Source organism: Chryseomicrobium sp. FSL W7-1435 (genome assembly GCF_038595005.1).
Classification (GTDB): Bacteria; Bacillota; Bacilli; order Bacillales_A; family Planococcaceae; genus Chryseomicrobium.
Window position 1 is genome coordinate 2,287,896 of sequence record NZ_CP151997.1, and the last position, 22,991, is coordinate 2,310,886.

24 protein-coding genes and 1 riboswitch are annotated in these 22,991 nt (G+C 41.7%); of the genes, 8 read left to right on the plus strand and 16 right to left on the minus strand.

All coding sequences use genetic code 11. The features are described 5' to 3' along the window. Positions 1–30: 30 nt before the first annotated feature. Both map and thiT read right to left on the minus strand, forming a co-directional pair. The gene (map, locus tag MKY84_RS11615; protein WP_342526162.1) at positions 31–780 is read right to left on the minus strand and encodes a type I methionyl aminopeptidase; all 750 of its coding nucleotides are present in this window, start codon (positions 778–780) and stop codon (positions 31–33) included. A 46-nt stretch (positions 781–826) separates the two neighbouring features. Further along, on the minus strand, positions 827–1,408 hold the full coding sequence (thiT, locus tag MKY84_RS11620; RefSeq protein ID WP_342526164.1) for an energy-coupled thiamine transporter ThiT: 582 nt from the start codon (positions 1,406–1,408) through the stop codon (positions 827–829). Positions 1,409–1,492: 84 nt separating this feature from the next. After that, a riboswitch (TPP riboswitch) is annotated at positions 1,493–1,584 on the minus strand. Between the two features lie 72 nt (positions 1,585–1,656). On the opposite strand from thiT, the gene MKY84_RS11625 reads away from it, so the two are divergent. Beyond that, positions 1,657–2,736, plus strand: a complete 1,080-nt coding sequence (locus MKY84_RS11625) for a M20/M25/M40 family metallo-hydrolase (protein ID WP_342526165.1) — start codon at positions 1,657–1,659, stop codon at positions 2,734–2,736. A 199-nt stretch (positions 2,737–2,935) separates the two neighbouring features. On the opposite strand, the gene MKY84_RS11630 is transcribed toward MKY84_RS11625, so the two are convergent. The 4 genes from MKY84_RS11630 to MKY84_RS11645 all read right to left on the minus strand — a co-directional run bounded on the left by MKY84_RS11630 (position 2,936) and on the right by MKY84_RS11645 (position 6,432). Further along, on the minus strand, positions 2,936–3,820 hold the full coding sequence (locus MKY84_RS11630; protein WP_342526166.1) for an SGNH/GDSL hydrolase family protein: 885 nt from the start codon (positions 3,818–3,820) through the stop codon (positions 2,936–2,938). A gap of 13 nt (positions 3,821–3,833) precedes the next feature. After that, positions 3,834–5,066 (minus strand): aminopeptidase, encoded by a 1,233-nt coding sequence (locus tag MKY84_RS11635; protein WP_342526168.1) that lies wholly within the window; start codon positions 5,064–5,066, stop codon positions 3,834–3,836. After that, positions 5,063–6,217, minus strand: coding sequence for a DEAD/DEAH box helicase (locus MKY84_RS11640; RefSeq protein ID WP_342526169.1), 1,155 nt, complete (start codon positions 6,215–6,217; stop codon positions 5,063–5,065). The genes MKY84_RS11635 and MKY84_RS11640 overlap by 4 nt, the downstream gene beginning before the upstream one ends. Before the next feature lie 74 nt (positions 6,218–6,291). Then, positions 6,292–6,432 carry a Fur-regulated basic protein FbpA gene (locus MKY84_RS11645; RefSeq protein ID WP_342526172.1) on the minus strand — a complete coding sequence of 47 codons (141 nt, stop codon included), beginning with the start codon at positions 6,430–6,432 and terminating at the stop codon, positions 6,292–6,294. Between the two features lie 112 nt (positions 6,433–6,544). Here MKY84_RS11645 and MKY84_RS11650 point away from each other — a divergent pair, with 112 nt between their 5' ends. Beyond that, complete coding sequence (locus MKY84_RS11650; RefSeq protein WP_342526175.1) at positions 6,545–7,315, plus strand: HAD family hydrolase; 771 nt, start codon at positions 6,545–6,547, stop codon at positions 7,313–7,315. Between the two features lie 82 nt (positions 7,316–7,397). Here MKY84_RS11650 and serA read toward each other — a convergent pair whose 3' ends face one another. Together serA and MKY84_RS11660 are read right to left on the minus strand one after the other, a co-directional pair. Further along, entirely contained in the window at positions 7,398–8,981 is a 1,584-nt protein-coding gene (serA, locus tag MKY84_RS11655; protein WP_342526176.1) for a phosphoglycerate dehydrogenase, read from the minus strand. Further along, positions 8,974–10,134, minus strand: a complete 1,161-nt coding sequence (locus tag MKY84_RS11660; protein WP_342526178.1) for an alanine--glyoxylate aminotransferase family protein — start codon at positions 10,132–10,134, stop codon at positions 8,974–8,976. Before MKY84_RS11660 ends, serA begins: the two co-directional genes overlap by 8 nt. A 465-nt stretch (positions 10,135–10,599) precedes the next feature. Here MKY84_RS11660 and MKY84_RS11665 point away from each other — a divergent pair, with 465 nt between their 5' ends. Together MKY84_RS11665 and MKY84_RS11670 are read left to right on the plus strand one after the other, a co-directional pair. Next, a complete protein-coding gene (locus tag MKY84_RS11665) occupies positions 10,600–11,955 on the plus strand; it encodes an aspartate kinase (RefSeq protein ID WP_342526179.1) in 1,356 nt (451 codons plus the stop codon). Positions 11,956–12,293: 338 nt separating this feature from the next. Then, positions 12,294–13,109 carry a YihY/virulence factor BrkB family protein gene (locus tag MKY84_RS11670; protein WP_342526180.1) on the plus strand — a complete coding sequence of 272 codons (816 nt, stop codon included), beginning with the start codon at positions 12,294–12,296 and terminating at the stop codon, positions 13,107–13,109. Between the two features lie 40 nt (positions 13,110–13,149). On the opposite strand, the gene MKY84_RS11675 is transcribed toward MKY84_RS11670, so the two are convergent. The 3 genes from MKY84_RS11675 to MKY84_RS11685 are packed head-to-tail and all read right to left on the minus strand — an operon-like array spanning position 13,150 to position 14,846. Beyond that, the gene (locus MKY84_RS11675) at positions 13,150–13,467 is read right to left on the minus strand and encodes a YbjQ family protein (protein ID WP_342526181.1); all 318 of its coding nucleotides are present in this window, start codon (positions 13,465–13,467) and stop codon (positions 13,150–13,152) included. A 51-nt stretch (positions 13,468–13,518) separates the two neighbouring features. Further along, complete coding sequence (locus MKY84_RS11680; protein WP_342526183.1) at positions 13,519–13,809, minus strand: hypothetical protein; 291 nt, start codon at positions 13,807–13,809, stop codon at positions 13,519–13,521. Then, complete coding sequence (locus tag MKY84_RS11685) at positions 13,806–14,846, minus strand: FAD-dependent oxidoreductase (RefSeq protein ID WP_342526184.1); 1,041 nt, start codon at positions 14,844–14,846, stop codon at positions 13,806–13,808. Before MKY84_RS11685 ends, MKY84_RS11680 begins: the two co-directional genes overlap by 4 nt. Positions 14,847–14,969: 123 nt before the next feature. On the opposite strand from MKY84_RS11685, the gene MKY84_RS11690 reads away from it, so the two are divergent. Then, positions 14,970–15,806, plus strand: coding sequence for a neutral zinc metallopeptidase (locus MKY84_RS11690; protein WP_342526186.1), 837 nt, complete (start codon positions 14,970–14,972; stop codon positions 15,804–15,806). A gap of 293 nt (positions 15,807–16,099) precedes the next feature. Beyond that, positions 16,100–16,951 (plus strand): diaminopimelate epimerase, encoded by an 852-nt coding sequence (gene dapF / locus MKY84_RS11695; protein WP_342526187.1) that lies wholly within the window; start codon positions 16,100–16,102, stop codon positions 16,949–16,951. A gap of 159 nt (positions 16,952–17,110) precedes the next feature. Here dapF and MKY84_RS11700 read toward each other — a convergent pair whose 3' ends face one another. The 5 genes from MKY84_RS11700 to MKY84_RS11720 all read right to left on the minus strand — a co-directional run bounded on the left by MKY84_RS11700 (position 17,111) and on the right by MKY84_RS11720 (position 20,675). After that, positions 17,111–18,097 carry an LLM class flavin-dependent oxidoreductase gene (locus MKY84_RS11700; RefSeq protein WP_342526188.1) on the minus strand — a complete coding sequence of 329 codons (987 nt, stop codon included), beginning with the start codon at positions 18,095–18,097 and terminating at the stop codon, positions 17,111–17,113. 284 nt (positions 18,098–18,381) lie between these two features. Further along, positions 18,382–18,735: a rhodanese-like domain-containing protein gene (locus MKY84_RS11705; RefSeq protein WP_342526190.1), complete on the minus strand. Its 354-nt coding sequence runs from the start codon at positions 18,733–18,735 to the stop codon at positions 18,382–18,384. A 13-nt stretch (positions 18,736–18,748) separates the two neighbouring features. Further along, positions 18,749–19,012 carry a metal-sensitive transcriptional regulator gene (locus tag MKY84_RS11710; RefSeq protein ID WP_342526192.1) on the minus strand — a complete coding sequence of 88 codons (264 nt, stop codon included), beginning with the start codon at positions 19,010–19,012 and terminating at the stop codon, positions 18,749–18,751. A gap of 14 nt (positions 19,013–19,026) precedes the next feature. Further along, on the minus strand, positions 19,027–19,263 hold the full coding sequence (locus MKY84_RS11715) for a glutaredoxin family protein (RefSeq protein ID WP_342526193.1): 237 nt from the start codon (positions 19,261–19,263) through the stop codon (positions 19,027–19,029). A 17-nt stretch (positions 19,264–19,280) separates the two neighbouring features. Then, positions 19,281–20,675 carry an MBL fold metallo-hydrolase gene (locus MKY84_RS11720; protein ID WP_342526194.1) on the minus strand — a complete coding sequence of 465 codons (1,395 nt, stop codon included), beginning with the start codon at positions 20,673–20,675 and terminating at the stop codon, positions 19,281–19,283. 214 nt (positions 20,676–20,889) lie between these two features. Between MKY84_RS11720 and MKY84_RS11725 the strand changes: the two genes are divergently transcribed. Together MKY84_RS11725 and MKY84_RS11730 are read left to right on the plus strand one after the other, a co-directional pair. Next, the gene (locus MKY84_RS11725) at positions 20,890–21,375 is read left to right on the plus strand and encodes a QueT transporter family protein (RefSeq protein WP_342526195.1); all 486 of its coding nucleotides are present in this window, start codon (positions 20,890–20,892) and stop codon (positions 21,373–21,375) included. 96 nt (positions 21,376–21,471) lie between these two features. Next, the gene (locus tag MKY84_RS11730) at positions 21,472–22,920 is read left to right on the plus strand and encodes a phospholipase D family protein (protein ID WP_342526196.1); all 1,449 of its coding nucleotides are present in this window, start codon (positions 21,472–21,474) and stop codon (positions 22,918–22,920) included. Positions 22,921–22,991 lie beyond the last annotated feature (71 nt).

Here is a 22,991-nt window from a genome sequence, read left to right on the forward strand (position 1 = left end):
CCTCACTGTTTTTTGTCCAACTACTTATTGTTAATCTAACTTTGTTAAAATTAACGGCTTATCTTTCGTGACAACAATCGTATGTTCCACCTGTGCAACTAGAGAGCGATCAGGAGTAACAAATGTCCACCCGTCCCCTAGCTCCATGATCGACTCGGCCTTTTGAGAAACGAATGGCTCTACAGCAAGTACCATTCCCTCCTTCAAAATAGTAGGATCCCAAGCATCATAATAATTTAAAATATGTTGAGGTGCTTCGTGTAAAGAGCGACCCACACCATGCCCTGTTAAATTCATGATTACTGTTAAACCATTTGATTTGGCTTCTCTTTCAACAGCCTTACCAATTTGATTGAGTTTTGCCCCAGCCTTAACTTTTAACATAGCACGGTCAAAAGCCTTTTGAGCCACTTCAATCAATTTTTGTTTCTCTGGGTCCGCTTCACCAATAACAAACGAGATGCCTGTATCTGCATAGAATCCGTCACACTCACCAGAGACATCGATATTCACAAGATCTCCTTCTTGGAAAATGCGACTTCCTGGAATACCATGAGCTACTTCTTCGTTGACACTAATACATGTATGACCTGGGAAATCATACTCAGCAATAGGCGCTGATACTGCCCCTTTTTCTTCAAATAGACGTGCACCGAGTTGGTCCAATTCTTTTGTGGTCATACCTACTTTAGCTGCATCTTTCATAGTGTCGCGTATTTCCGCGACGATACGACTTATTTTTTTTAAACCTTCTAGTTCTTCAGGTGTTTGTATAATCATTTATTCGAACCCTTTCTTCACTGACTACCTGTAATCATAGCATATTTTATGCAGATTGAGGCATTACAAGACGTGGAGCTTTGACTAGTAGTACTGTGCAAATGAATGCCGCGAAAACAAGGACAAGACTCATATACGTTGCATTATAGACCAGGGAATAAAGAATTACATTTTGATCGCCTGCAAACTCACCAAAGAAGAAAATACCACTAAGCACATGTACAATATAACGTAAAACTCCAGCTAAGATTGAGCCTAAGAGTACCGCTCGTATCATCGCACCTTGGTGATTATTTTTGTAAGCCTTGAGATAGGCTGAGCGGAACAAACCGGCAAACCCAGCGACCATGAACGCTAAGAAATAATCCATGAATACTTGAATAATGACGATTTCAAAGCTAAGCGGTGCAAAATATACATTTCCGGTAGCCAGTTGAAGAAGTCCAATTAATAGACCTGTGATTAGACCAGCAACGACACCTCTACGAAACGCTATTAAAATAATAGGTACAAGGACGAACGTGACACTTCCTCCTTGTGGCATTCCAAAGCCGATACGATCTAAAATAAACCCAAGTGCAGCAAGTAAAGCAATTTCAATCATGATAATAACTTTCTGATTTCTCATAATTTCTCCATTTCCTGTTACCTTACCTGCTAGAATGGGTAAACAATAAAAAATGACCTCTGGACAGAGCCAGACGTCATTAACATCAGTTTCTATCCACAATCCCTACGCAAGCATGAACTTCCAGGTTCTAAGGGTACTCTCTCAGCCGCAAAGCGACGCCCCTTGTGGTAACAATTATTTAGTTGTTATCATTCTACTTGATAGCTTGCAATTAATCAACTCAAGATTTAGAAAGGAAGGATACCATGATTGATTTAGTACAAGATTTAATTCGCATTCAAAGTGATACCAAAGAAGGAGCCAATCACGCGCTCGATTTTTCAGCTAAATGGCTTCAAGAACGTGGTGTAGAAGTTAAAATCATTGAAAATGAAGGCTACAAGATGTTAGTCGCAGAACTTGGGCAAGGAGAAGAAACGCTCATCTGGAATGGCCATTTGGATATTGTTCCTGGGAGAAAAGAACAGTTTGAACCTTATATAGAGGGAGACAAACTATTTGGTCGAGGATCTGCTGATATGAAAGGTGGAGTTGCAGCTATGATGGCTGCGTTTGTTGGTCTATCGAAACACCCAGACCGCCTTACAAAGAAAGTTCAATTTCACCTCGTTACAGATGAAGAAACGGGTGGCTCGAAAACCTCTAAACATCTTGTTCAACAAGGATACACTGGGGACTTTGTTATTTGTGGAGAACCTACATTCCTCAAAATCGGCTTACAAGCAAAAGGGATCTCTCAATTCTTTGTAACATTTCATGGGAAAGGTGCTCATGGGTCTCGCCCTTGGGAGGGGGACAATGCGATTTTGCAATCCCACCGATTCCACCAACTCTTACTTGAACAAGAGTGGACAAAAGAAAGCACAACTTACTACGAACACCCTTCGATTAACTTAGCACGTATTCAAGCAGGTGATCGATTTAATATGGTTCCAGATACTTGTGAAGTGGGCTATGACATACGTTTTGTTCCTGGCCAGTCAGTTGATTTTGTAGAACAACAGTTGAAAGCTATCTTAACGGAGCATTTTCCTAATGCAGAAATCAGAAGAAGAGGCGTCTCCCCTGCTGTCACTACCGCAGATGATGACCCACGTGTACTTCAACTGCTAGACATCATGAAAGAAGAAACTGAAATTATGGGGCAACATGGTTCAGCTGATACGCGTCATTATGCAGTTACTGGTGCCGGTGCAATCGAGTTTGGACCAGCTGGTGGCGATTGGCACGGACCTGGCGAATTCGTCTCCATCTCTTCAATGGAAAAGTACCGTGATATTTTAATGGAATTTGCTTTTTATACAGGTATTCCTAAAGAGGTTTAGTTTTAGTAGTAAGGGGTATTTTAGTAGTACAACAGCAACTTATAGGAGAGATGACAATGAGAAAGTCAAGTTTACTAAAATCGGCAATTAAATTTGCTCCAATCGTATACCCAATCATCAAGAAATTCTTGAACTCACGTAAAGCAACGAAGAAATATTAATAAATAGACCCAAGGCGCTATGTGCCTTGGGTCTTTTTTTAGCTATACGGAATGAAATGGGCCAGCGCCAATCCGTTAGTGGATAAGGTAGAGGCTTGATCTTCCCTTTGATCTGGCTGTTCATCGGTTTGTTGTTCCCCGGCCGCTTGAATCTCTTCAAAAGTAAGAGGGTTCGGTTGTGGCATCTCAAATGGCTCCACTCTCAAATTCGAATTGTACTCATCAAAAAAGCTGTTGGCAATTTGACGATACCCTTCTTGAACAGGATGGACATCTGCTGGATTTGGGACATACGCCTTTAATTCAGTATTCATGCGATCTTCTACTGATACAAAATTGGCCCCATATTTTTCAGCGGTCTGCTCTAGAATTTGATTTAGTCGATTCAACTCTTTCTCTGTTCCTCGTTTTTGAAACTCAGCCACATGAGGATAGGCAAAATAATAACCGACTAAATAAATTTCCGCTTGTGGTGCTAGTTGTTGCAATTCTTGTAGTAAAGTGTCAATCGATTTTCTAGCTTGATTAAGAGAAAAATCGGCTTGTAATTGTTGATAGGCAAGTGTCCCTTGATCTGGATTTGCGTTCACGATGCGCAACAAATCATTAGCTCCTGCAGAGATTGTAATCAATGTCGCTTGTTTCACAAGGTCTTGTGCTTCATCTGATTGAATGGACTCCAGCACTTGTTCGGCTGTAAAACCGGGAAATGCTAAATCCTTTGAAAACAATGCAAGCTGACCATTTCGAGCAAGCTCTCCCGCAATTAAATCAGTATAGCCCTGATCAATTTGACGATACGGTGTTTGTCCCGCGGCTATAGAGTCTCCAAGGGCTACATACACTTGCTGAGCGTTTGCGTATGCAGGTAAGGATACCGTGATAAGTGCAGTACTTACAATTGCCATTATCCACTTCTTCATCGTTAATTCCTCCTTACTTCAACGCCCAATTTCCTTGTCGGAAAATCGGCTCTTGTGTTCCATCCTCCAGAATACCATCAATGTCCATATCTGAAGTTCCAATCATAAAGTCTTCATGGATGAGAGAAACATTTGCGCCTTTAGCTAGCAGCTCATCTTCTGTCATATGCTTACCATCCGTTAAAGTCGTAGGATAAGCTTCTCCAAATGCAAGGTGATGGGAGGCATTTTCATCAAACAAAGTGTTATAAAAAATTGTATTACTAGCTGAAATTGGCGAATCGTAAGGAACTAATGCTACTTCACCTAAAAAGGCTGCTTTGTCATCTGAAGTGAGTAATTGTTCAAGAAGTTGTTGGCCTTGTTGGGCAACAGCCTCCACCACTTTCCCCTCTTTAAACGTCAAAGTGAAGCCATCGATTCGGTTTCCTTGGTAGATGAATGGTTTCGAATTTGATACTGTCCCATCCACTCTTAAGCGGTCTGGAAGTGTATAGACTTCTTCCGTTGGCATATTCGCGATGAAAGGCATACCTGCAGCGTTCGTGCTACTTCCACTCATCCAAATATGCCCTTTTGGCAAGCCTACATGTAAATCTGTCGTTTTAGATTTATAGTGAAGTGTTGTGTAGTTACGGCTATTTAAGTAAGTTGCACGATTATTCAATTGTTGAATATGAGCCTTCCACTTGGGAACGGCTTCACCCGTCCCGATACGCACAACGTCAAATATCTTTTCCCAAAGTGCTGCAACCGCTTGCTCCTCAGAAAGCTCGGGGTAAACTTTCTTAGCCCATTTTTCAGATGGGACAGCCGCTATGCTCCACGTAATTTCGTCGTTCATTACTGCTTTGCGGTAGCGTTTTAAAAGTGTTGAAGATGCCTTTTGATAGCGGCTTAACTTTACTGGTGAAACACCTTCTAATAAATCTGGATCCTCTGCGTCAATCCATAACAGAGCGCCTTGGCGGTCAATCAACTCATCACGTTGAGCTGCAACCCATTTGGGCACATCGTCAAATGATGCGTCAGGAGCCAAATCAAAAAAGGCTCGTGTAACCGTATTGTCGCTTAACTGGACGTCAACATGACTAGCTCCAGCCTTGTACGCCTGTTGAACGACAAGACGAGCAAATTCTATCGAATCCACTGTCGTTTGGATTTGAACGTATTGCCCTTGCTGCACGTTTAATCCGACTTGCACGATTAAATCAGCATATTCTTGAAGTTTTTCTTGGAACGTCATCGCTTGGATTTTCCTTTCTCGGCCGTCTTAGAATTTCCGACTTCAATACGACCATTCCCCCAGATGACTTGAGAAGGTTTTACTGGAAAATCTTTTGACAGTTTTTTATAGAACTTTTCGTCCTTGTATTCGAGTAATGTGACAACCGTTCCATCTTTGCCAGCACGGCCCGTTCTTCCCGAGCGGTGCAAGTAATGTTCAATCGTTTGTGGGACATCTACATGGAAAACATGCGTGACATCTTGAATATCAAGTCCACGTGCTGCTACATCTGTCGTTATCAGCAACGTAATGTTGCCCTTCTTTAAATCGTCCAATGCTCGTTTACGATCCTCTTTCTTCATTGCACCATGAAGGGCAGCAATAGGAGCATCACGGAATAGTAATTTTTCTTCTTTCATCATCAATTGATCCAAACTATTAATGAAGGCAAGACCTTTCATGTTTGGAAGATGGCTGAAGCGACGAAGAAGTTCTGTCTTATCACGACGGTCCACTTTTAAATAATGGTGTTCTACTTTCCCTACTGCAGGAAGTTCAGATGCTTCGACATGAATCGTGTGAGGTTCATTCAAAACACGCTCTGCTACTAAATCGATTTCTTCAGTTATCGTAGCTGACAAAATAACAACTTGTTTGTCGTTTGCGGCATCCATGATGGAGCGCACTGTGCTGCGGTGCTCTCGGCTTAGCAATTGATCTGCTTCATCCAGTACAAGATGACGCACCTCATGCATCTTTAACTTGCGTGTTTTGACTAGCTCATTTAAACGTCCTGGCGTACCGACAACAATTGTTGGTTTTTTCTTTAGTTTGTCTACTTGACGAGTAATATTTGCGCCACCAATCAGCTGTGCTGTGGTGATATCTGTACCTTCTGTCCATTTACGAAGTACTTCAATGATCTGCATCCCTAACTCTTGAGAAGGAACCATAATTACGGCTTGAATATGTGGCTTTTTACCATCCACAAGCTGAAGTAAAGGCAAGACGAATGCTAGCGTTTTTCCTGTCCCTGTTGGTGACTCTGCTACGACATCATGTCCTGCTAAAAATAAAGGGATTAATTTACTTTGAATGGGCATTTCTTGTTCAAAGTTTTCCTTTTCCCATTTGTCTTGCCAAATCGCGTCTAATTGCTGAATTGTCATACTAACACCTCTTCTTTTCTACTCTATAGTTTACCATAGGTGGACAAAAAAAAGCCCTCTCGGAAGAGGACAATTCATGACGCCGTATCTTGACTGGCTGTATAAATTTTTTGCAATTCATAAAAAGACAATTCAAATAGTTGGCGTCCATCGACTTTAAAAATTCCTTGGTCGATTAAACGTTGTAAAAGTTCATCACGTCGTAGTTCAGTCATTGAGTTTTTCTTGATGCTGTTCACATGGAACACTCCCTTAAAAATAAATGCTCTTACCTATACCCCTGTTTAAGGTACAATAAACCTAAACTTCCAATAAGAAGGTGTAGAGATGAAAAAAGTACTGCTATTTGATTTGGATGACACGCTGCTTTGGGACAAACAAAGTGTTGATAAAGCTTTACTAAAAACATGCGTAGAACTCTATCCAGAAAACCCAGAAGCTCTTTTAGCGTCAGTAAGAAAAACAGCACCAGCGCTCTATTCAACGTACCCATTTTATGAGTTCACACAAAAAATTGGTATCAATCCTTTTGAAGGACTGTGGGGAACATTTCATGACGAAACGTTTAGTTTCCCAGTTATGCATGAGTTTATAGGAGATTACCAGTTCAAAACATGGAACACATCGTTAAATTCTGTTGGCATTTTTGATGAACAAATGGCTCATGAGGCGGTGGAGAAATTCAAGAACCACAGACTGCACTCCCCTTATCTCTACGAATCGACTATTCAAGTGCTTGAAGAGCTTGCTCCTGCTTACCGTTTGGGACTTTTGACAAATGGCGCACCTAGTCTGCAAAATACAAAGTTAACTTTGACTCCTGAGCTTAGACCTTACTTTGAACACATCGTCATATCAGGTGAAGTGGGAATAGGAAAACCAGATAGCGTTCCTTTCCAAGAACTCCTGAAGCGCATGCAAGTGACTTTTGAAGAAGCTGTTATGATTGGAGATAATCTAAAAACAGATATTCAGGGTGCCTATACGCTTGGCATGGAGTCAATTTGGATCAACCACCATCAAGTGGAAGGGCCAAATTCCGTTCAGCCCACTCATACAGTTTCCACCTTAGACGAGATAGTGAAAATTTTACTGTAGGCAGCTAGTTGAATTGAAATCCTAAAAGCCAGACAGTTGCCTGCTCAACTGTCTGGCATTAGGAATTTCAAGTTTTACTTACCTACAATTCAATCGCAATAACATCCTCTATATCAGGCAGTGTCTTTAGCTTAGTCACACTGCCAGCCTTCACATGTTTATCCACTGTCAGCATCATAATCGCAGCACCACCTCGTTCGGCTCGGCCCACTTGCATAGTCGCGATATTGATGCGCTCTTCTGCTAGAGACATACCCACTCGTCCAATGGCTCCAGGCTGATCCTTATGACGAATGAATACAAGGTGCGCCTCAAGTGGTACATCCACAATAAAATCATCTACCCTCACAATTCGTGCGCCGAGACCATTCAATAACGTACCTGACACTTTACGTACTTCGACTTTTGTTAGAACTTCTACCGTAATTAAACTCGTAAATCCTTTAGATTGAGAAGTCTTTTGTTCAACTACAGTAATACCCAATCTGTCTGCAAAGAGCTTGGCGTTTACTTCATTGACTGACTCTCCAAGACGACTGCGCAAAAATCCTTTCAAAACATTCCGTGTAATCGGTGAAACATCGATATCTTGAAGTTCTCCTGAATAAACCACTCGGAATTCCTCAACCAAACCATTCGCTAGATCTTGAACAAAAGAACCAAGTTTTTCTCCTAAAAGCAAGTACGGTTCTACTTTCTTTAATACATCTTTTGGTACAGCGGATAAGTTCACAGGATTTTTTACTGCCTGTCCTGTGAAATAACGGACAACATCATCACAAACATCCACCGCTACAACTTCTTGCGCCTCTACTGTACTTGCCCCTAAATGAGGTGTCGCAATGACTTGTGGCAGTGACAACAGTTTGTGATCTACGAAAGGCTCGATTTCGAATACATCGAGAGCAGCACCTGCTACTTTGCCACTTTGGATTGCATCATATAGAGCGTCCTCATCAATGATGCCACCACGAGCACAGTTGACTAACTGGACACCTGGCTTCATTTTTTCAAATGCCTCTTGGTTCAACAAGTGCTTCGTTTCTTTGACGAGAGGCGTATGGACCGTTATAAAATCTGCCACTTGAATGACCTCATCCACCGTTCCCATAGTCACCCCTAACTTTTCAGCCTTCTCTACTGTTAAAAATGGATCATAGGCAACGACTTTCATTCGCTGACCTTTGGCTCGTTGAGCGACTTCTGCTCCGATTCGACCGAGCCCTATAACACCTAACGTCTTTCCTTTCAGCTCAACTCCAATAAATGATTTTCGGTCCCACTGACGATTTTTCAGAGCATGAAAAGCTTGAGGAATATTTCGTGCAAGAGACATCAACATAGCAAGGGTATGCTCGGCAGCAGAGTTTGTATTTCCATCGGGTGCATTGACGACAAGCACTCCTTGTTCAGTAGCTGCTTGCAAATCGATATTATCGACACCCACTCCGGCCCTACCAATAATCTTCAAGCGAAGTGCTGCATGAATGACAGCAGCATCAATCGTTGTTTGACTGCGAACGAGAAGTGCGTCGTAATCTGCTACCTTGTCTAGCAGTTCTTCTCTTGATAGATTGGTCAGAATGTCGACTTGGCTTGATGGGTGGTCTCGAAGGGGTTGGAGTCCTTCCTCAGAAAGTGGATCACACACTAATACTTTAAACATGGACGTTCCCTCCTATAAGTGCTTTTTGTGCCGCTACTGTACCTTGCCCAGCTTCGAATACATGGCCTAAGTCAGTTAACACAACTTCTAATGCGCTAATTATAAGCAACACATCTGTTGCTGAACAATAGCCCATGTGTCCGATTCGAAGTACGGTATCTTTTTGATGGCCTTGACCACCCGCAATTCGAATGCCAAATCTCTCACTCAATTGTTTTCGGACTTGTTTAGCTTCTATTCCTGGAGTGAGAAAGGCTGTGACAGTGGGTGATGCAAAGGCATCACCTGCCAATAATTCTAAGTTGAGGGCACGAAGAGCTGCCCGTGTCATATCGCGTAGTTGTAAATGTCGTTTAAAAACACTCTCTAGTGTTTCCTCTTTCATAAGTTGCATGACTTCCTGCAAGCCATAAAGTAGAGAAGTTGCAGGTGTAAAAGGAGTCGAAAATTCTTGTGCTGCCTTCTCGTACTTTAGAAGATCTAAATAGAATCGTGGCCGTGGGTTGGCGTTCATCTTCTGTCTTGCATCATCACTAAACGCAACGAACATCAATCCACCTGGCAACATAAATGCTTTTTGTGAACCTGTTACGACAACATCGAGTTTCCATTGATCCATCTCAAGCTCTACTCCTCCAATACAAGAAACCCCATCGACAATTACCAGTGCATTTGATTGGGAATGGATGAGTTCTGAAAGCTCAGCAATTGGATTTAAAACTGAAGTCGAAGTTTCGCAATACGTTATAAATACTGCAGCACTATCTGGATTTTCATGAAGCAGTTGTTCTAATTTTTTAGGATTTACAGGTTCTCCCCATACTTCTTCAAGAATAATGGTCTCAATTTGATAGCTTTTACAAATTGCAGCAAAGCGTTCTCCAAATGCACCCGTCACGCACACTATTACTTTGTCGCCAGGGGCTACTGTATTGACAACTGCTGCTTCGAGCCCTGACGTTCCACTTCCAGCAACAACTGATACCACTTGTTTTGTGCCAAAAATTTGCTGCATTCCTGGTTGAATTGATTTCAACAATTCGGCTGTTTCTGGATCACGATGCCCTATCATCGGCTGCTGCATCGCTCTCTGAACACTAGGCGGAATTGGTGTCGGTCCCGGAATTCGTAAAATAGTTTGATTTTGTAGCATGTACTCATCTCCTTGAACTCATGGTCAACTTCAGCTAGCTACCTTTACAATTGAAAAAAGCTCTTCACACCTTGTCCTCTGACAAGGGGCGAAGAGCTTTGCTCACGCGGTACCACCCTCATTTTACTGACTACACTCAGTCTCTTAATGAAAGAAGGTAACGACTTCCGTACGGACAGACATTCCCGTCTGCCTATTCAAGAGTGGAATTGAAAAAGATGTGACTGATTTGCACCGACCATCAGCTCTCTTATACACATCATTTCTTCAACATGGCTCTGTCTAAATAGTTGGCTGAATCTGAAGTTATTCTTAGTCTACCAACGAAAAAAATATTGTCAATACATTCAGATAACTTGTAAACGCTATCATTTAAAATTATTTTATTGACTTCTAAAATCTCAAGTTGTACACTCATAACATTCATTTGTTTTTCTCAGAAGAACACAGATAGGAGGCCATGGCATGATTGTTTGTAAATTTGGCGGCACTTCGATGGCAAGTGGCCATCAATTTCATAAAGTGAAACATGTCTTGGACCTTGACGATTCAAGAAAAATTGTTGTGGTCTCAGCCCCTGGCAAGCGATTCGCTAGTGATCAAAAGGTAACGGACTTATTAATTGAAGCATTCTATGAAGGACCTAGTTCCAAATCGGTTGCGCTCATCATACAACGGTTTGAGGAAATACGTGAGCAGCTCTCGCTTCCAGAAGAACTTGTTGAACAATTAACTAGCGAACTTCATCAACGATTGCTTGCTTCTCAAGGTGAATTATCTTCCCGACTAGATGCCGTAAAGGCTATTGGTGAAGAATTTAGTGCACGGTTTTTCGCGGCTTTTCTAAAGAGCTTAGGTAGAAAATCTCGTTTTGCGGATCCCGCTGAAATAGGCATCTACATGACAGCCAGTAATCAAAGAGCTCAGCTACTAGATGAGTCTTATGAAATGTTAAAGAAATTAAAAGACACCCAAGAAATTGTTGTTGTGCCTGGGTTTTATGGATACACGAAAGATGGTGTTCTGCGCACGTTTGAACGCGGTGGATCAGATATTACAGGATCCATCCTTGCCGCAGCTGTTCAAGCAGACCTTTATGAAAATTTCACAGATGTCGATTTTGTCTATGCCGCGAACCCTAATATTATTGAAAGCCCTCAGCAAATTGAAGAAATCACCTACCGTGAAATGCGTGAACTTTCTTACGCCGGTTTCACCGTAATTCATGACGAGGCACTGATGCCTGTGTACCGAAAACAAATCCCTGTCGCCATCAAGAACACGAATAACCCAGACGCACCCGGAACGAAAATTGTAGCTTTTAGACCTTTGACAGACCAACCCGTCACAGGTTTAACTGCTGATCAAGGCTTTTCAATTCTTTATGTCAGCAAGTATTTAATGAATAGAGAACTTGGTTTTGGAAGAAAATTGTTGCAGATAATTGAGGAGGAGGGAATTTCTTATGAACACACTCCCTCTGGTTTGGATGATATCTCGGTCATTATTAGAAGTCACTATCTTGATTCTAAAAAAGAGCAACGCATTGTTTACCGTGTCCTACATGAATTGGGTGCAGAAGTTGCTTACTTCAAACATGGTCTTTCCATGATTGTATTAGTAGGAGAAGGCATGAGAAATTCTACAGGACTCGCAGCTAGAGCCACAGCAGCTATCTCGGATACAGGTGCAAATATTGAGATGATTAATCAAGGCTCTTCAGAAGTTAGCCTAGTGTTTGGCGTTTTAGAACAAGATCAAGTAAAAATTGTTCATGCCCTTTATGACGCCTTCTTTTCCCGTGTCAAGGTAAGAACTTGACAGAGCATTTATACCATGTTAAGATAGTAAAGTTAAATGGTTAGACTATTGAGTTGAATCTGGCATTCTGCTCATGTTTTTTATGATGCTTATTCATACTGGCGCGGCTATAGGGCTGCAATGACGAAAAAGTAGGTAGGGTTTTCGTTGCTTAAGTTAGAAGACACCAGTAGAAGAAATTCCGCGGCAAAGTGAAGATTTCTTATATACATTCAATTTAATCGTTTTACCATACTAGAGGGACATGTCAAATTGACATGTCCCTCGTCTAATTTATTGCGTAATTTGTGCTCCCCTGCTATTGTAAATTTTATAGTTTGATGAAAAAGGTGAACACCATGCTATTACAATTAGATACGCTAAAAACAGCTCTTGGTCGTTTTTTCATAGAAAGATACTATGACCAAGCTGCTCAGACCGCTTATTATTTAATGCTGTCTATCTTTCCTTTCTTATTATTTGTTTTATCCTTACTGAATTTTTTGCCTATCAACTTAGATTCTTTATTGTTATTCATAGAACCCTACGCACCAGGAAATACGTATGGATTTATAGAAGACAATGTCCTTCGTATTGTAGAGGGAAATCAAGGTGGAGTACTTTCCATCAGTCTACTTTCAGCCTTTTGGCTAGCTAGTATGGCGGTTCAGTCTCTTGCAAGAAGCTTTGCAGCGGCTTATGAAAAGGAAACGGCTATTCCATTTTGGAGAACTCTCATGCATGATCTTGGTGTAACGGCTATTTTTATGATCATGATCCCGGTCTCTTTATTTGTGCCATTAGTTGAAAAAGGCATTCTTTGGTTTGTTGCACAAGCAGGTGAATTAGAGACTTGGTCCTTCTGGATTGCCTTGTGGCCGGTAGTAAAATGGATCACAGGAAGTATTTTCTTATTTTTATTTTTCTTGTTCTTCTATTCCATATTGCCAAAAAAACGTTTAGCCATTCGCACGATAATACCAGGAGCTCTCTTTACGACATTGTCTTGGCAGTTTATTTCTTGGTTTTACGGGCAAATCATAGGTTACGTCTCATATACAGAAATCTATGGTCAATTAGCCGGTATCATCATTTTAATGATTTGGCTTTATTTGTCGGCTACTGTGCTATTAATTGGCGGGTTGATAAACGCAACCACCTATCAAAAGAAGTAAACAAAAGCGCTCACTCCAGAACACCGGAATGAGCGCATTTTTATTTTTCAAATGTAACCGCAGTACCTGTCGCTATACACATCATCATACCATCACGTAATGTTTCAAAATCCAAATCTACTGCAATGACAGCGTCTGCTCCCAACTGGCTAGCTTTCACTTTCATTTCTTCAATGGCGATTTGACGTCCTTCAGAGAGCTTATTTTCATAGGCTGAACTACGACCTCCTACGATATCTGTCACAGATGCAAATAAATCGCGAACGACATTTGCCCCCATGATGGCCTCTCCTGTAACAATTCCGTGATACACTGCAATCTTTTTACCTTCAATGGTATTTGTGGTTGTGACTAACATAAACATTCCTCCTCTTCTCTACTCTCATACGAAAAAGCGAAAGAAAAAGTTTCACCGTTTTTGTTGGTCAAGATGAAATTCAGCAAAGGTAAGAAACGGGGAAGGATCTTCTTTCACGCGGTAGCTGAACATGCCTTGATAGGTATGCAAGTAAAGAAGTCCTTCGCCACTAGAAAATGGTTTATACGAAATATCATAAACTTGATGCCAAGTATACTTTCGGATTGCACAACTGACACCAATGTCTGTCACATGAAGAAAGTTTTCAGTCTCTTGATTGCGCTGCATTAAATAAAAATCAATTTCTCGGTGGACTTGATAGTAGGCAAGCTTGACAGTCATTCTTCACGCTCCTTCCAGCTGAAGTCTTTAAGAGATAAAGTAGTTGGCTTTTGGGAAAGCCAGGCACTGATTTCTTTTCCTAGAATTGGTGCTGCCGTCAATCCCGACGAGCCTAATCCATTTACAACCACAAATGATTCGGTGACTTGCTGAACTACCGGCAGAAAATGCGGTGTGTAAGGACGCAGTCCCACAGACATATGCAAATTCATGAGCTGTTGATTCGGAAAATACATCTTAGCTAGCTCTAGTAATTCTGCTTTTGCTTCTTCAGTAGGTTGATCATCAAAAGATGTGGTATCTTCATGTGTCGTGCCAATGGCAAACTTACCTCCTCCAAATGACACGATGTAATGCGTTTTCAACCCCATCACAACCGGAAAAACTTTTTCAGAATCAATCGTGAAATGCAAAAGTTGTGCTTTTTGATGAGAAATGGGCACTGCTTGTTGGTGCTCGTTCCCCCAAGCGCCTGCACTATACACAGTAAAATCTACGGATTTACTAGGAGCAGCGGATGAAACCTGCCATTTTCCGCCAAGTTTTTCAATAGCGACTCGTAACGCCTGCACTAAATTTGTTCCACTGACCATCCCTGCACCTGTAAGGTATAAAGAAGGATAATCAGTAGTCAACATAGGAAAGAGCTCCTGTTGCTGATCAGGCTTTAAGTACATCAACTCCCCCATTTCAGGAGCGTCTTGCTGTTTATCTAAAATTCGCTTATACGCTTTTGGGAGCACTTCTTGATCTTTAAAGAAGAGAATAGCTCCTGTCTTTAAGTAGCCAGTTTCATGACCCGATAGTGCTTCTAGCTCTTTTATAAAATCCGGATAATAAGCAGCACCCGTGCGAACTAATTGATACCACGTTTTATTTCGACGTTGCGAGACCCAAGGGGATATAATACCTGCTGAGACAGTTGTCGCCTGTCCCGCATCTTGTCGATCAAATACGGTGACATCATGCCCATCCTTCAGCAAATGATACGCTATGGACGCGCCAGCGATGCCTCCTCCAATCACATGAATCTGCATACTATCCCTCCTGCTGTTTAGTATAAAGTAATTAGTAGCTGAAAAAAACTTTCCGGCCTTTGTCTAAACCTTCTGTCAGGGGGAATAGGAGAATAGAATTCGTATTTGAAATGAGGGACTACTATGAAATGGCAAGGGCGTGCGCGTAGTACAAATGTGGATGACCGAAGAGCAATGGGTGGTAAAGGAATTGCCGGCATTGGCGGTGGACTGGGACTAATTATTGCTATTATTTTTGCATTTATGAGTGGGGACCCTGGTGTGGTTCTAGATCAAATAGGTGGCGGACAAGCGGCAGCACCTGCCCAGACAACAGCACAAGATGATGAGGCAGCAGAATTTGTCTCTGTAGTGCTTGCTGACACAGAACGTATTTGGACACAGATTTTCGAAGAGAATGGCTTGGAATACACGGAACCTACGCTAGTTTTGTACACAGGTAGTGTGGAGTCAGCTTGTGGGGCTGCGGGTGCTTCAGTCGGACCTTTTTATTGTCCCGCTGATTATAAATTGTATATCGATTTAAGTTTTTATACCGAATTAACCACTAAATATAATGCCCCAGGAGATTTTGCCATGGCGTATGTAGTGGCGCATGAAGTGGGTCACCACGTTCAAACTTTACTAGGAACTACCGAAAAAGTAATGCCACTTCGCCAACGTTTATCGGAAGAAGAGTTTAATAAATATTTAGTTCGATTTGAATTACAAGCAGATTATTTTTCAGGTGTCTGGGCGCACCATGCTGAAGGTCTTGGCTATTTAGAAGATGGCGACATCGAAGAGGCACTAGCAGCCGCTAGCGCAGTTGGAGATGACACGTTACAAAAACGTGCACAAGGTTATGTAGTGGAAGAAAGTTTTACACACGGCACATCTGAACAACGAAAAGCCTGGTTCTATAAAGGCTATGAGAACGGAACGATCCAAGGTGGCGACACATTCAACAGTGGGCCATAATTATTAGATGTGGAGGACGTCACTCTAGAAACTCCGAGAAAATCAGGCGTGCCAAGTGAGGCGCTCTTGGCCTCGGTTGGTGCGACTGATTTTGGAGCGTGTTTCTGACGTTCGCAACTCGATTCCACGTAGATGTGGAGGACGTCACTCTAGAAACTCCGAGAAAATCAGTAGATTCGCTGGAATTCAGAGAACCTACTGATTTTAATTTTGTTCCAGACACTTTTTATTCCCACTGATTTGACTTTCGACTACAATGAGGAATAACTAGTTATAGAAATGAGGGACACATCTTGGAGCTACAATTCACAAAAATGCAAGGTGCCGGAAATGACTATATTTACATTAACGGTTTTGACTACAGTCTTGATGCCAAGCAAGCTGAACTGTTGGCCATTCAATTGGCAGACCGTCATTTTGGCATTGGTGGGGACGGACTTGTGATAATTGACCCTGCCCCTCAAGCCGATGCACGGATGCGTATGTACAATGCAGACGGCAGTGAAGGCCGTATGTGTGGTAACGCTATTCGTTGCGTCGCTAAATACATTTATGACCACCAACTCACTCAAAATGAAACAGTGCTTATCGACACACTAAGTGGCATAAAAACGATTGATCTCTCTATCAAACAAGGTAAAGTCACTCATGCCACTGTAGATATGGGGCCAGCCAATTATTCGCTTCCAGCAATCCCTGTCCTCAGTGAAGAAGCTACATGGATTAACCATCCCTACACTACTTCATTAGGGATTTTCAATTTAACAGCTGTCAGCATGGGCAACCCCCATATCGTAACGTTCATGAAAGATATTGCCTCTCTTGACCTCCCAAAAATCGGTCCTGTTTTTGAGCTGGATCCAATTTTTCCGGAACGAATTAATACAGAGTTTGTAGTGGTGCATTCGCCTACAGAAATTTCAATGCGTGTTTGGGAACGGGGTTCAGGTGAAACGTTAGCATGTGGAACTGGGGCTTGTGCAGCAGTAGCGGCTTCTATAAAAAATGGTTTCTGCCCGTCAAATACATGGATTACTGTTCATTTACTTGGAGGAGATTTGGCTATTTATTACTCCGATGAAACGGTTTACATGCATGGTGAAGCAGTTGAAGTGTTTAAAGGTATAGTTGATGTAGCGATTTAGCTAATAATAGATTTAGAGAAAAAGAGGTTAGAACATAATTAAAAATCAGCAAGTTCTCTAAGGTGAATTTCAGAGAATTTGCTGATTTTAATTTACTTTGAGTTCTAATACTATATTTTTGTCCCAATCTCTTTTTGTTAACTATTGTTGGACTAGACTTTATTTTGATGCACGCATGGCGATTTCCATGGATTTTAAACGTTTTTGTACATCGTATATAGGTGTGCTGACCATGACTTCTTGCACTCGTGTTTTTTCAACAAAAGCTTGAAGTTGTTCACGAACGGTTGCTTCTGAACCCACAATTCGAGCGCTTACTGTGCGTTCAACCATCATTTGTTCTGACATGGACCAATCCAGTTCCTCCATTGCAACAGGTGGGCGCATTTTATGTTTATGGCCACGAATGATGCTTAGAAATTGTTGAATCAATGTGGTGCTCAGTCCTTCTGCCTCTTCGTCTGTTTCGGCAGCGACAATGTTCACAGCTGCCATTGCATACGGTTCTTGTAAATAAGAAGACGGACGGAAGTTGCGATGGTACAATTCTAGCGCTTGCATCAATTGGTCTGGTGCAAAATGACTCGCAAAAGCAAACGGCAAGCCCAGTTGTGCTGCAAGTCGAGCACTATAGGTGCTTGACCCTAAGAGCCATACCGGTACATTTGCATCTGCTCCAGGGACTGCCATGACTGCAGGCAAACGCTCTTCATCTACAGGACTCATATAGTGAAGAAGTTCATTCACTAGCTCTGGAAAATCATCTGCTCCTTGGTGATCTCTTCTTAAAGCGCGAGCTGTCATCATATCTGTTCCTGGTGCACGACCAAGTCCAAGATCGATTCTCCCAGGATACATGGCATCCAATGTACCGAACTGTTCGGCAATAATATAAGGCGCATGATTAGGAAGCATAATACCGCCAGCACCAACGCGAATTGTTGAAGTGTGTCCAGCTAAGTAGCCAATAAGCACGGAGGTTGCTGAACTAGCTACCCCTTGCATGTTATGATGTTCAGCCACCCAGTAGCGATGATAGCCTAATTTTTCAGCTTGTTGAACAAGCTGTTTACTTTGTTGAAAGCTGTCTGTAGGTGTTTCGTTGATACGTACAGAAGCTAAATCGAGAAATGATAGTTTTGTCACGTGAGTCACGACCTTTCCTTATCTAGTCTAGTCTCATTTCTGTAAACTTCAAAATAAAATGCTTACGCTACAAAAATAAAACCAGTAGGTTCTCTATCTTGCTCTTCAGAGAATCTACTGATTTATTTGTATTGAGCTCCGCTCCGGGGCTGCGTTCCGTGGGCGCGTCGTGAGTCTCCTCGTCGCATACGCTCTTGATCCCACTGGAGTCAGCCCCTCCACTCCAATCAATTTCTTTACCAATAAAGTTGGCTAAGTATATCCTAGTCATAGTCTCCGGACTGTTATCCGTTCCACTGGCTCATACCGCCACGGACGTTTGTCACATTGGTAAAACCTGCTTGTTTTAAAACCTGGCAAGCACGAGAACTGCGCATACCGGATTGACAGATGACAACAGTTTCTTTGTCTTTATCCAGTTTCGTGAGTTGATTTTGTAAAGTGTTCAAAGGCATATTGGTAAATTGTGAAATATGATGACCTTTATATTCTGCAGGTGTTCTCACATCTATAAATTGTTTAGATTTATCATTTAGACTATTTTTTAAATCAAGCGTATTGATGGATTTCACGTTTTTACTCCCCATCATTCTCCAAGCAATAAATCCGATTATTGCAGCAATAACTAACCATTCCATCTGTTCATTTCCCCTATCTACTCTTTATTAATAAAGTCACTGCATCTTGAACAAGCTTGTCCACGTCTTGTGCGCCGTTTTGCACACTTTCACGTACACACATTTCAAGATTAGCGCTGACCACCACACCGACGGTTTTATCTAATGCAGACTTCACAGCAGATAGCTGTGTCACAATATCACTGCACTCTCTTCCTTCTTCCATCATGCGTAGTACGCTTGCAAGCTGACCTTCCGCTCTTCGTAAACGGTTTTTCATGTCGTTTGGGTATTCCATCTTATTCGCCTTCTTTACTTAGCAAGTAGTTCTAGGACACGATTTGGATCAAAGCCGAGAACCCACTCACCATTTACATGTGTTTGGGGAACTCCCATTTGTCCGGTAGTGTCTACTAATCGTTGTGCAGCAATGGGATCTTTTTGTACATCAATCGCTGTATACGCAATCGCTTGTTGGTCTAAGAAATTTTTCATCATATCACAATAGGGACATGTCGTTGTTGTATAAACAGTTACTTGGTTTTGCATAGTTTTCTCATCCTTTACTAATTCGTTTTTTCACGCAAGTATGCGCCGTACCCACCGGCCATATGTTTTACCGTTTCATAGCCACGTGCCTTTAAAACACTTGAAGCAATAGCAGATCGTGCGCCTCCTTGGCAATAAACAAGAAGTGTTTTATTTTTTGGTACATCCGTTTTTCGAAGTTTCCCTAAGAAGTGGTGGTGCGCTTGTTCAAGATGTCCATCTGACCACTCGACATCGTTACGAACGTCTATCACATACGTATCCTCATGCTTGACTTGCTCAACAAACTCTTGGACAGTTAATGTTTCATACGCATCGTGTTGACTCCATTCTGCAACGACTGAAATTGGTGCATAGCCAATTACTAGGTCAAAATGGATAGATTGAAGTGACTCGATGATGTCTTCCTTGTCGTACGGCTCACCGATAATGACAAGGTCTTCATCATAGTTTGCTAGCCAGCCGACCCAGTTCGTGAATGATTTATTGTAAGGAATATTGATAGAGCCTGGAATCAGTGTCTTTTCAGCAATAGTTGCTGGACGTGTATCAATGACGAGAGTATTGTCATTATCCATTGCTTGATTAACGTCTTCTGCAGAAAAATCAGGAACACGTGATGTGTCTTTCAATACTGTAGGCCCTACTTTGTTTACTTTTTTCATTTCTGCAAAATAGACAGGTGCTTCTGGTTGATCTTTTAGCAACTCATCAACAAATGCTTGTTCATCATTAATCTGCATAGCCCAGTTGAATTGTTTCTCGTACCCCACTGTCGAAGAAGGAACAGCCCCAAGAGATTTTCCACAAGCTGAACCGGCGCCATGAGCAGGCCAGACCATCATGTAGTCATGTAACTCTTTAAACCGCTGCACTGAACGGAACATATCTCGTGCACCACTGTCTGCCGTCCCCTCAGCTCCTGCAGCTTTCTCAAGTAGATCTGGTCGACCTACGTCCCCTACAAATACAAAATCTCCTGTGAAAATTCCCATTGGAGTGGTCGCACCGCCTCCACGGTCTGTCAGTACAAATGAGATACTTTCTGGTGTGTGTCCCGGCGTATGCATCACTTTGAAATCAATATTCCCGATGGAAAATGTGGAACCCTCCTTTACAAATTCAACTTCTAGGCCTTCTGTGTAGCCGTATTTCCAATTCTCATCACCTTCATCAGAAAGATACAATTTGACACCGTATTGTTCCGCCAACTGACGTGAACCTGAAACAAAATCTGCGTGAATATGTGTCTCGGTAGCTGCTGAAATATGCAGCCCCTCTTTTTTAGCGGCTTCAACCACTTCGTCCACATGACGTGCAGGATCAATCACAAGTGCTTGACCTGTTCGTTGACATCCCACTAAATACGTATATTGAGCTAACTTTTCATCAAAGTAAGAACGAAATAACATGTAGAAATCCCTCCATTAAGTAGCGTAATTTATTTGTAACTAAAATATACTATAGGGGGTATTATAATTCAACAAGTTTGTTTGGTAGTATTTTATACTTAACTAATGGAACTAAACATTTTATTGACGTGTTACGCAGCCTGCTGTACAATCGAATCTTGTGAATTCATGGTTCGAGATCCTCCCACACAAAAAAACTAAGGAGTTTTGAGAAATGAAAATGAAAACATTAACCGTCAATGCTATTATCGCTGCTCTCTATGTAACGGTGTCATTGGCCCTCCCGATGCTTTCATACGGGAATATTCAGTTTCGTATAGCTGAAATGTTTAATCACTTGATTGTCTTTAATAAGCGGTACTTCTTTGGAATCGTAGCAGGAGTGTTCATCACGAACTTATTCTCTCCCCTGGGTATTTACGATTTGACGTTTGGAGTTGCACATTCTATTATTTCATTAACTATTGTGCTACTAATAATTCCTCGCTTAAAGACAGATACGCAAAAGATGATCGCCAACACTATCGTCTTTACATTTACAACGTTCATTATTGCCTATGAGTTATTACTAGTTCTTAATCTCCCGTTCTATCTTACGTGGCTGACAGTAGCTGCTGGTGAATTAGTAGTACTATTAGTCGGTATTCCTATCTTTAAAAAATTAAACGAGCGTTTAGATTTTGCTAAGTTAGTTGAGTAGCGTGTACACTCTGTGTGCACGTTTTTTTATTGCCTAGGATGGGTATCTGTGATAAGAAAGTACTATACATATTGATTAGGAAAGAGGAATGACAGAATGGACAAATTCAAGCGGTGGTCGAAACGAAAAAGAGTTGTTTTCCTCTTACTTGCTGCAACAGTAGTTTTATATGCAGGTATGATTTTGTGGCATACGTTTAAACCTTTACCGGAAGGCGTCTCATTTGCAGGTGATTTGCAACCAATTTCCTCGCTTGATATGGTAACTGATTTAACTTATGCCACTGATAAAGAAGGAGAAAATCGCCAAACAGAAAATGAAATATTTGATTCTATCTATGCCATGATTAATGAAGCAGAAGAATTTGTGGTAGTTGATTTTTTCTTAGTAGATGGATTTTATGAAGAAGATGAAGGTTTTCCCGCAATAGCAGAGGAGCTTTCAGAAACACTCGCGACAAAAAAACAACAAAATCCAGACATGCCCGTCATCTTTATTACGGATCCTTTGAACAAAGGATACGGCTCATATGAAAATGAGTGGTTTAAAAAAATGCGAGATGCTGATGTAGAAATTGTTTACACGGACCTAGATCCTCTCCGAGATTCTACACCAATCTACTCTGGTATTTATCGCTCATTCTTCCAATGGTTTGATTTAGGTGGAGAAGGTTGGATTCCAAATGCTATGGCAAGCGAAGCACCAAAAATGACAATAGCCTCTTACCTAACGCTACTCAATGTTAAAGCCAATCACCGAAAACTAGTAATTACAGAAAAACAAGGACTGGTATCCTCGGCAAACCCTCATGACGCCAGTGGGCTTCATGGCAATATTGCTTTGCAGTTTACAAGTACACCTTTATTAAATGACATGTTGGAAGCAGAAGAAGCGGTTTCTCTGTTCTCTGGAGGCCCTAAACTTCCTAGAGTTCAAGAGACGGACGAAGAGGCAGTGTACGAAGGGCAATTTTTGACTGAGAAGAAAATTCTCGATGCTCTTTTGACGGACATCGCAGCCACTGAGGAAGGTGATTCTATCGACTTGATGATGTTCTTCATCGCAAAACGAGATATAGTCACTGCCTTAATAGACGCGGCAAATCGTGGAGTCGACGTACGAATGATTTTAGACCCTAATGAAAATTCATTTGGTCGTCAAAAGTCTGGCCTTCCTAATCGACCAGTTGTGCAAGAGATGGTGGAAGACACGGATGGAAAGTTAGAAGTACGCTGGTACAATACCGTTGTTGGGCAGTACCATACAAAAGCTATTCATATCAAAACAGACCGCTCTGTCATTTCTAGTGGTGCAGCCAACTACACAGAACGTACTCTGGACAATTATAATTTAGAAGCCAACTTGCGAGTAATCGCAACTTCAGATAGCGAACTGACCGCAGATTTCAATTCTTACTTTGAACGACTGTGGAACAATGAAGACGCAGAATTTACTGTAGATGTTGAAGAGTATCAAGACAGTTTCACTTGGTGGCAACGCTGGATCTACTCCTTCCAAAAACTCATAAAAGTTACTACTTACTAAGAATAAGCAAAGTTTAACGCAAAAATCAGTTGGTTCTCTAGAATTCACCCTAGAGTACCAACTGATTTTAT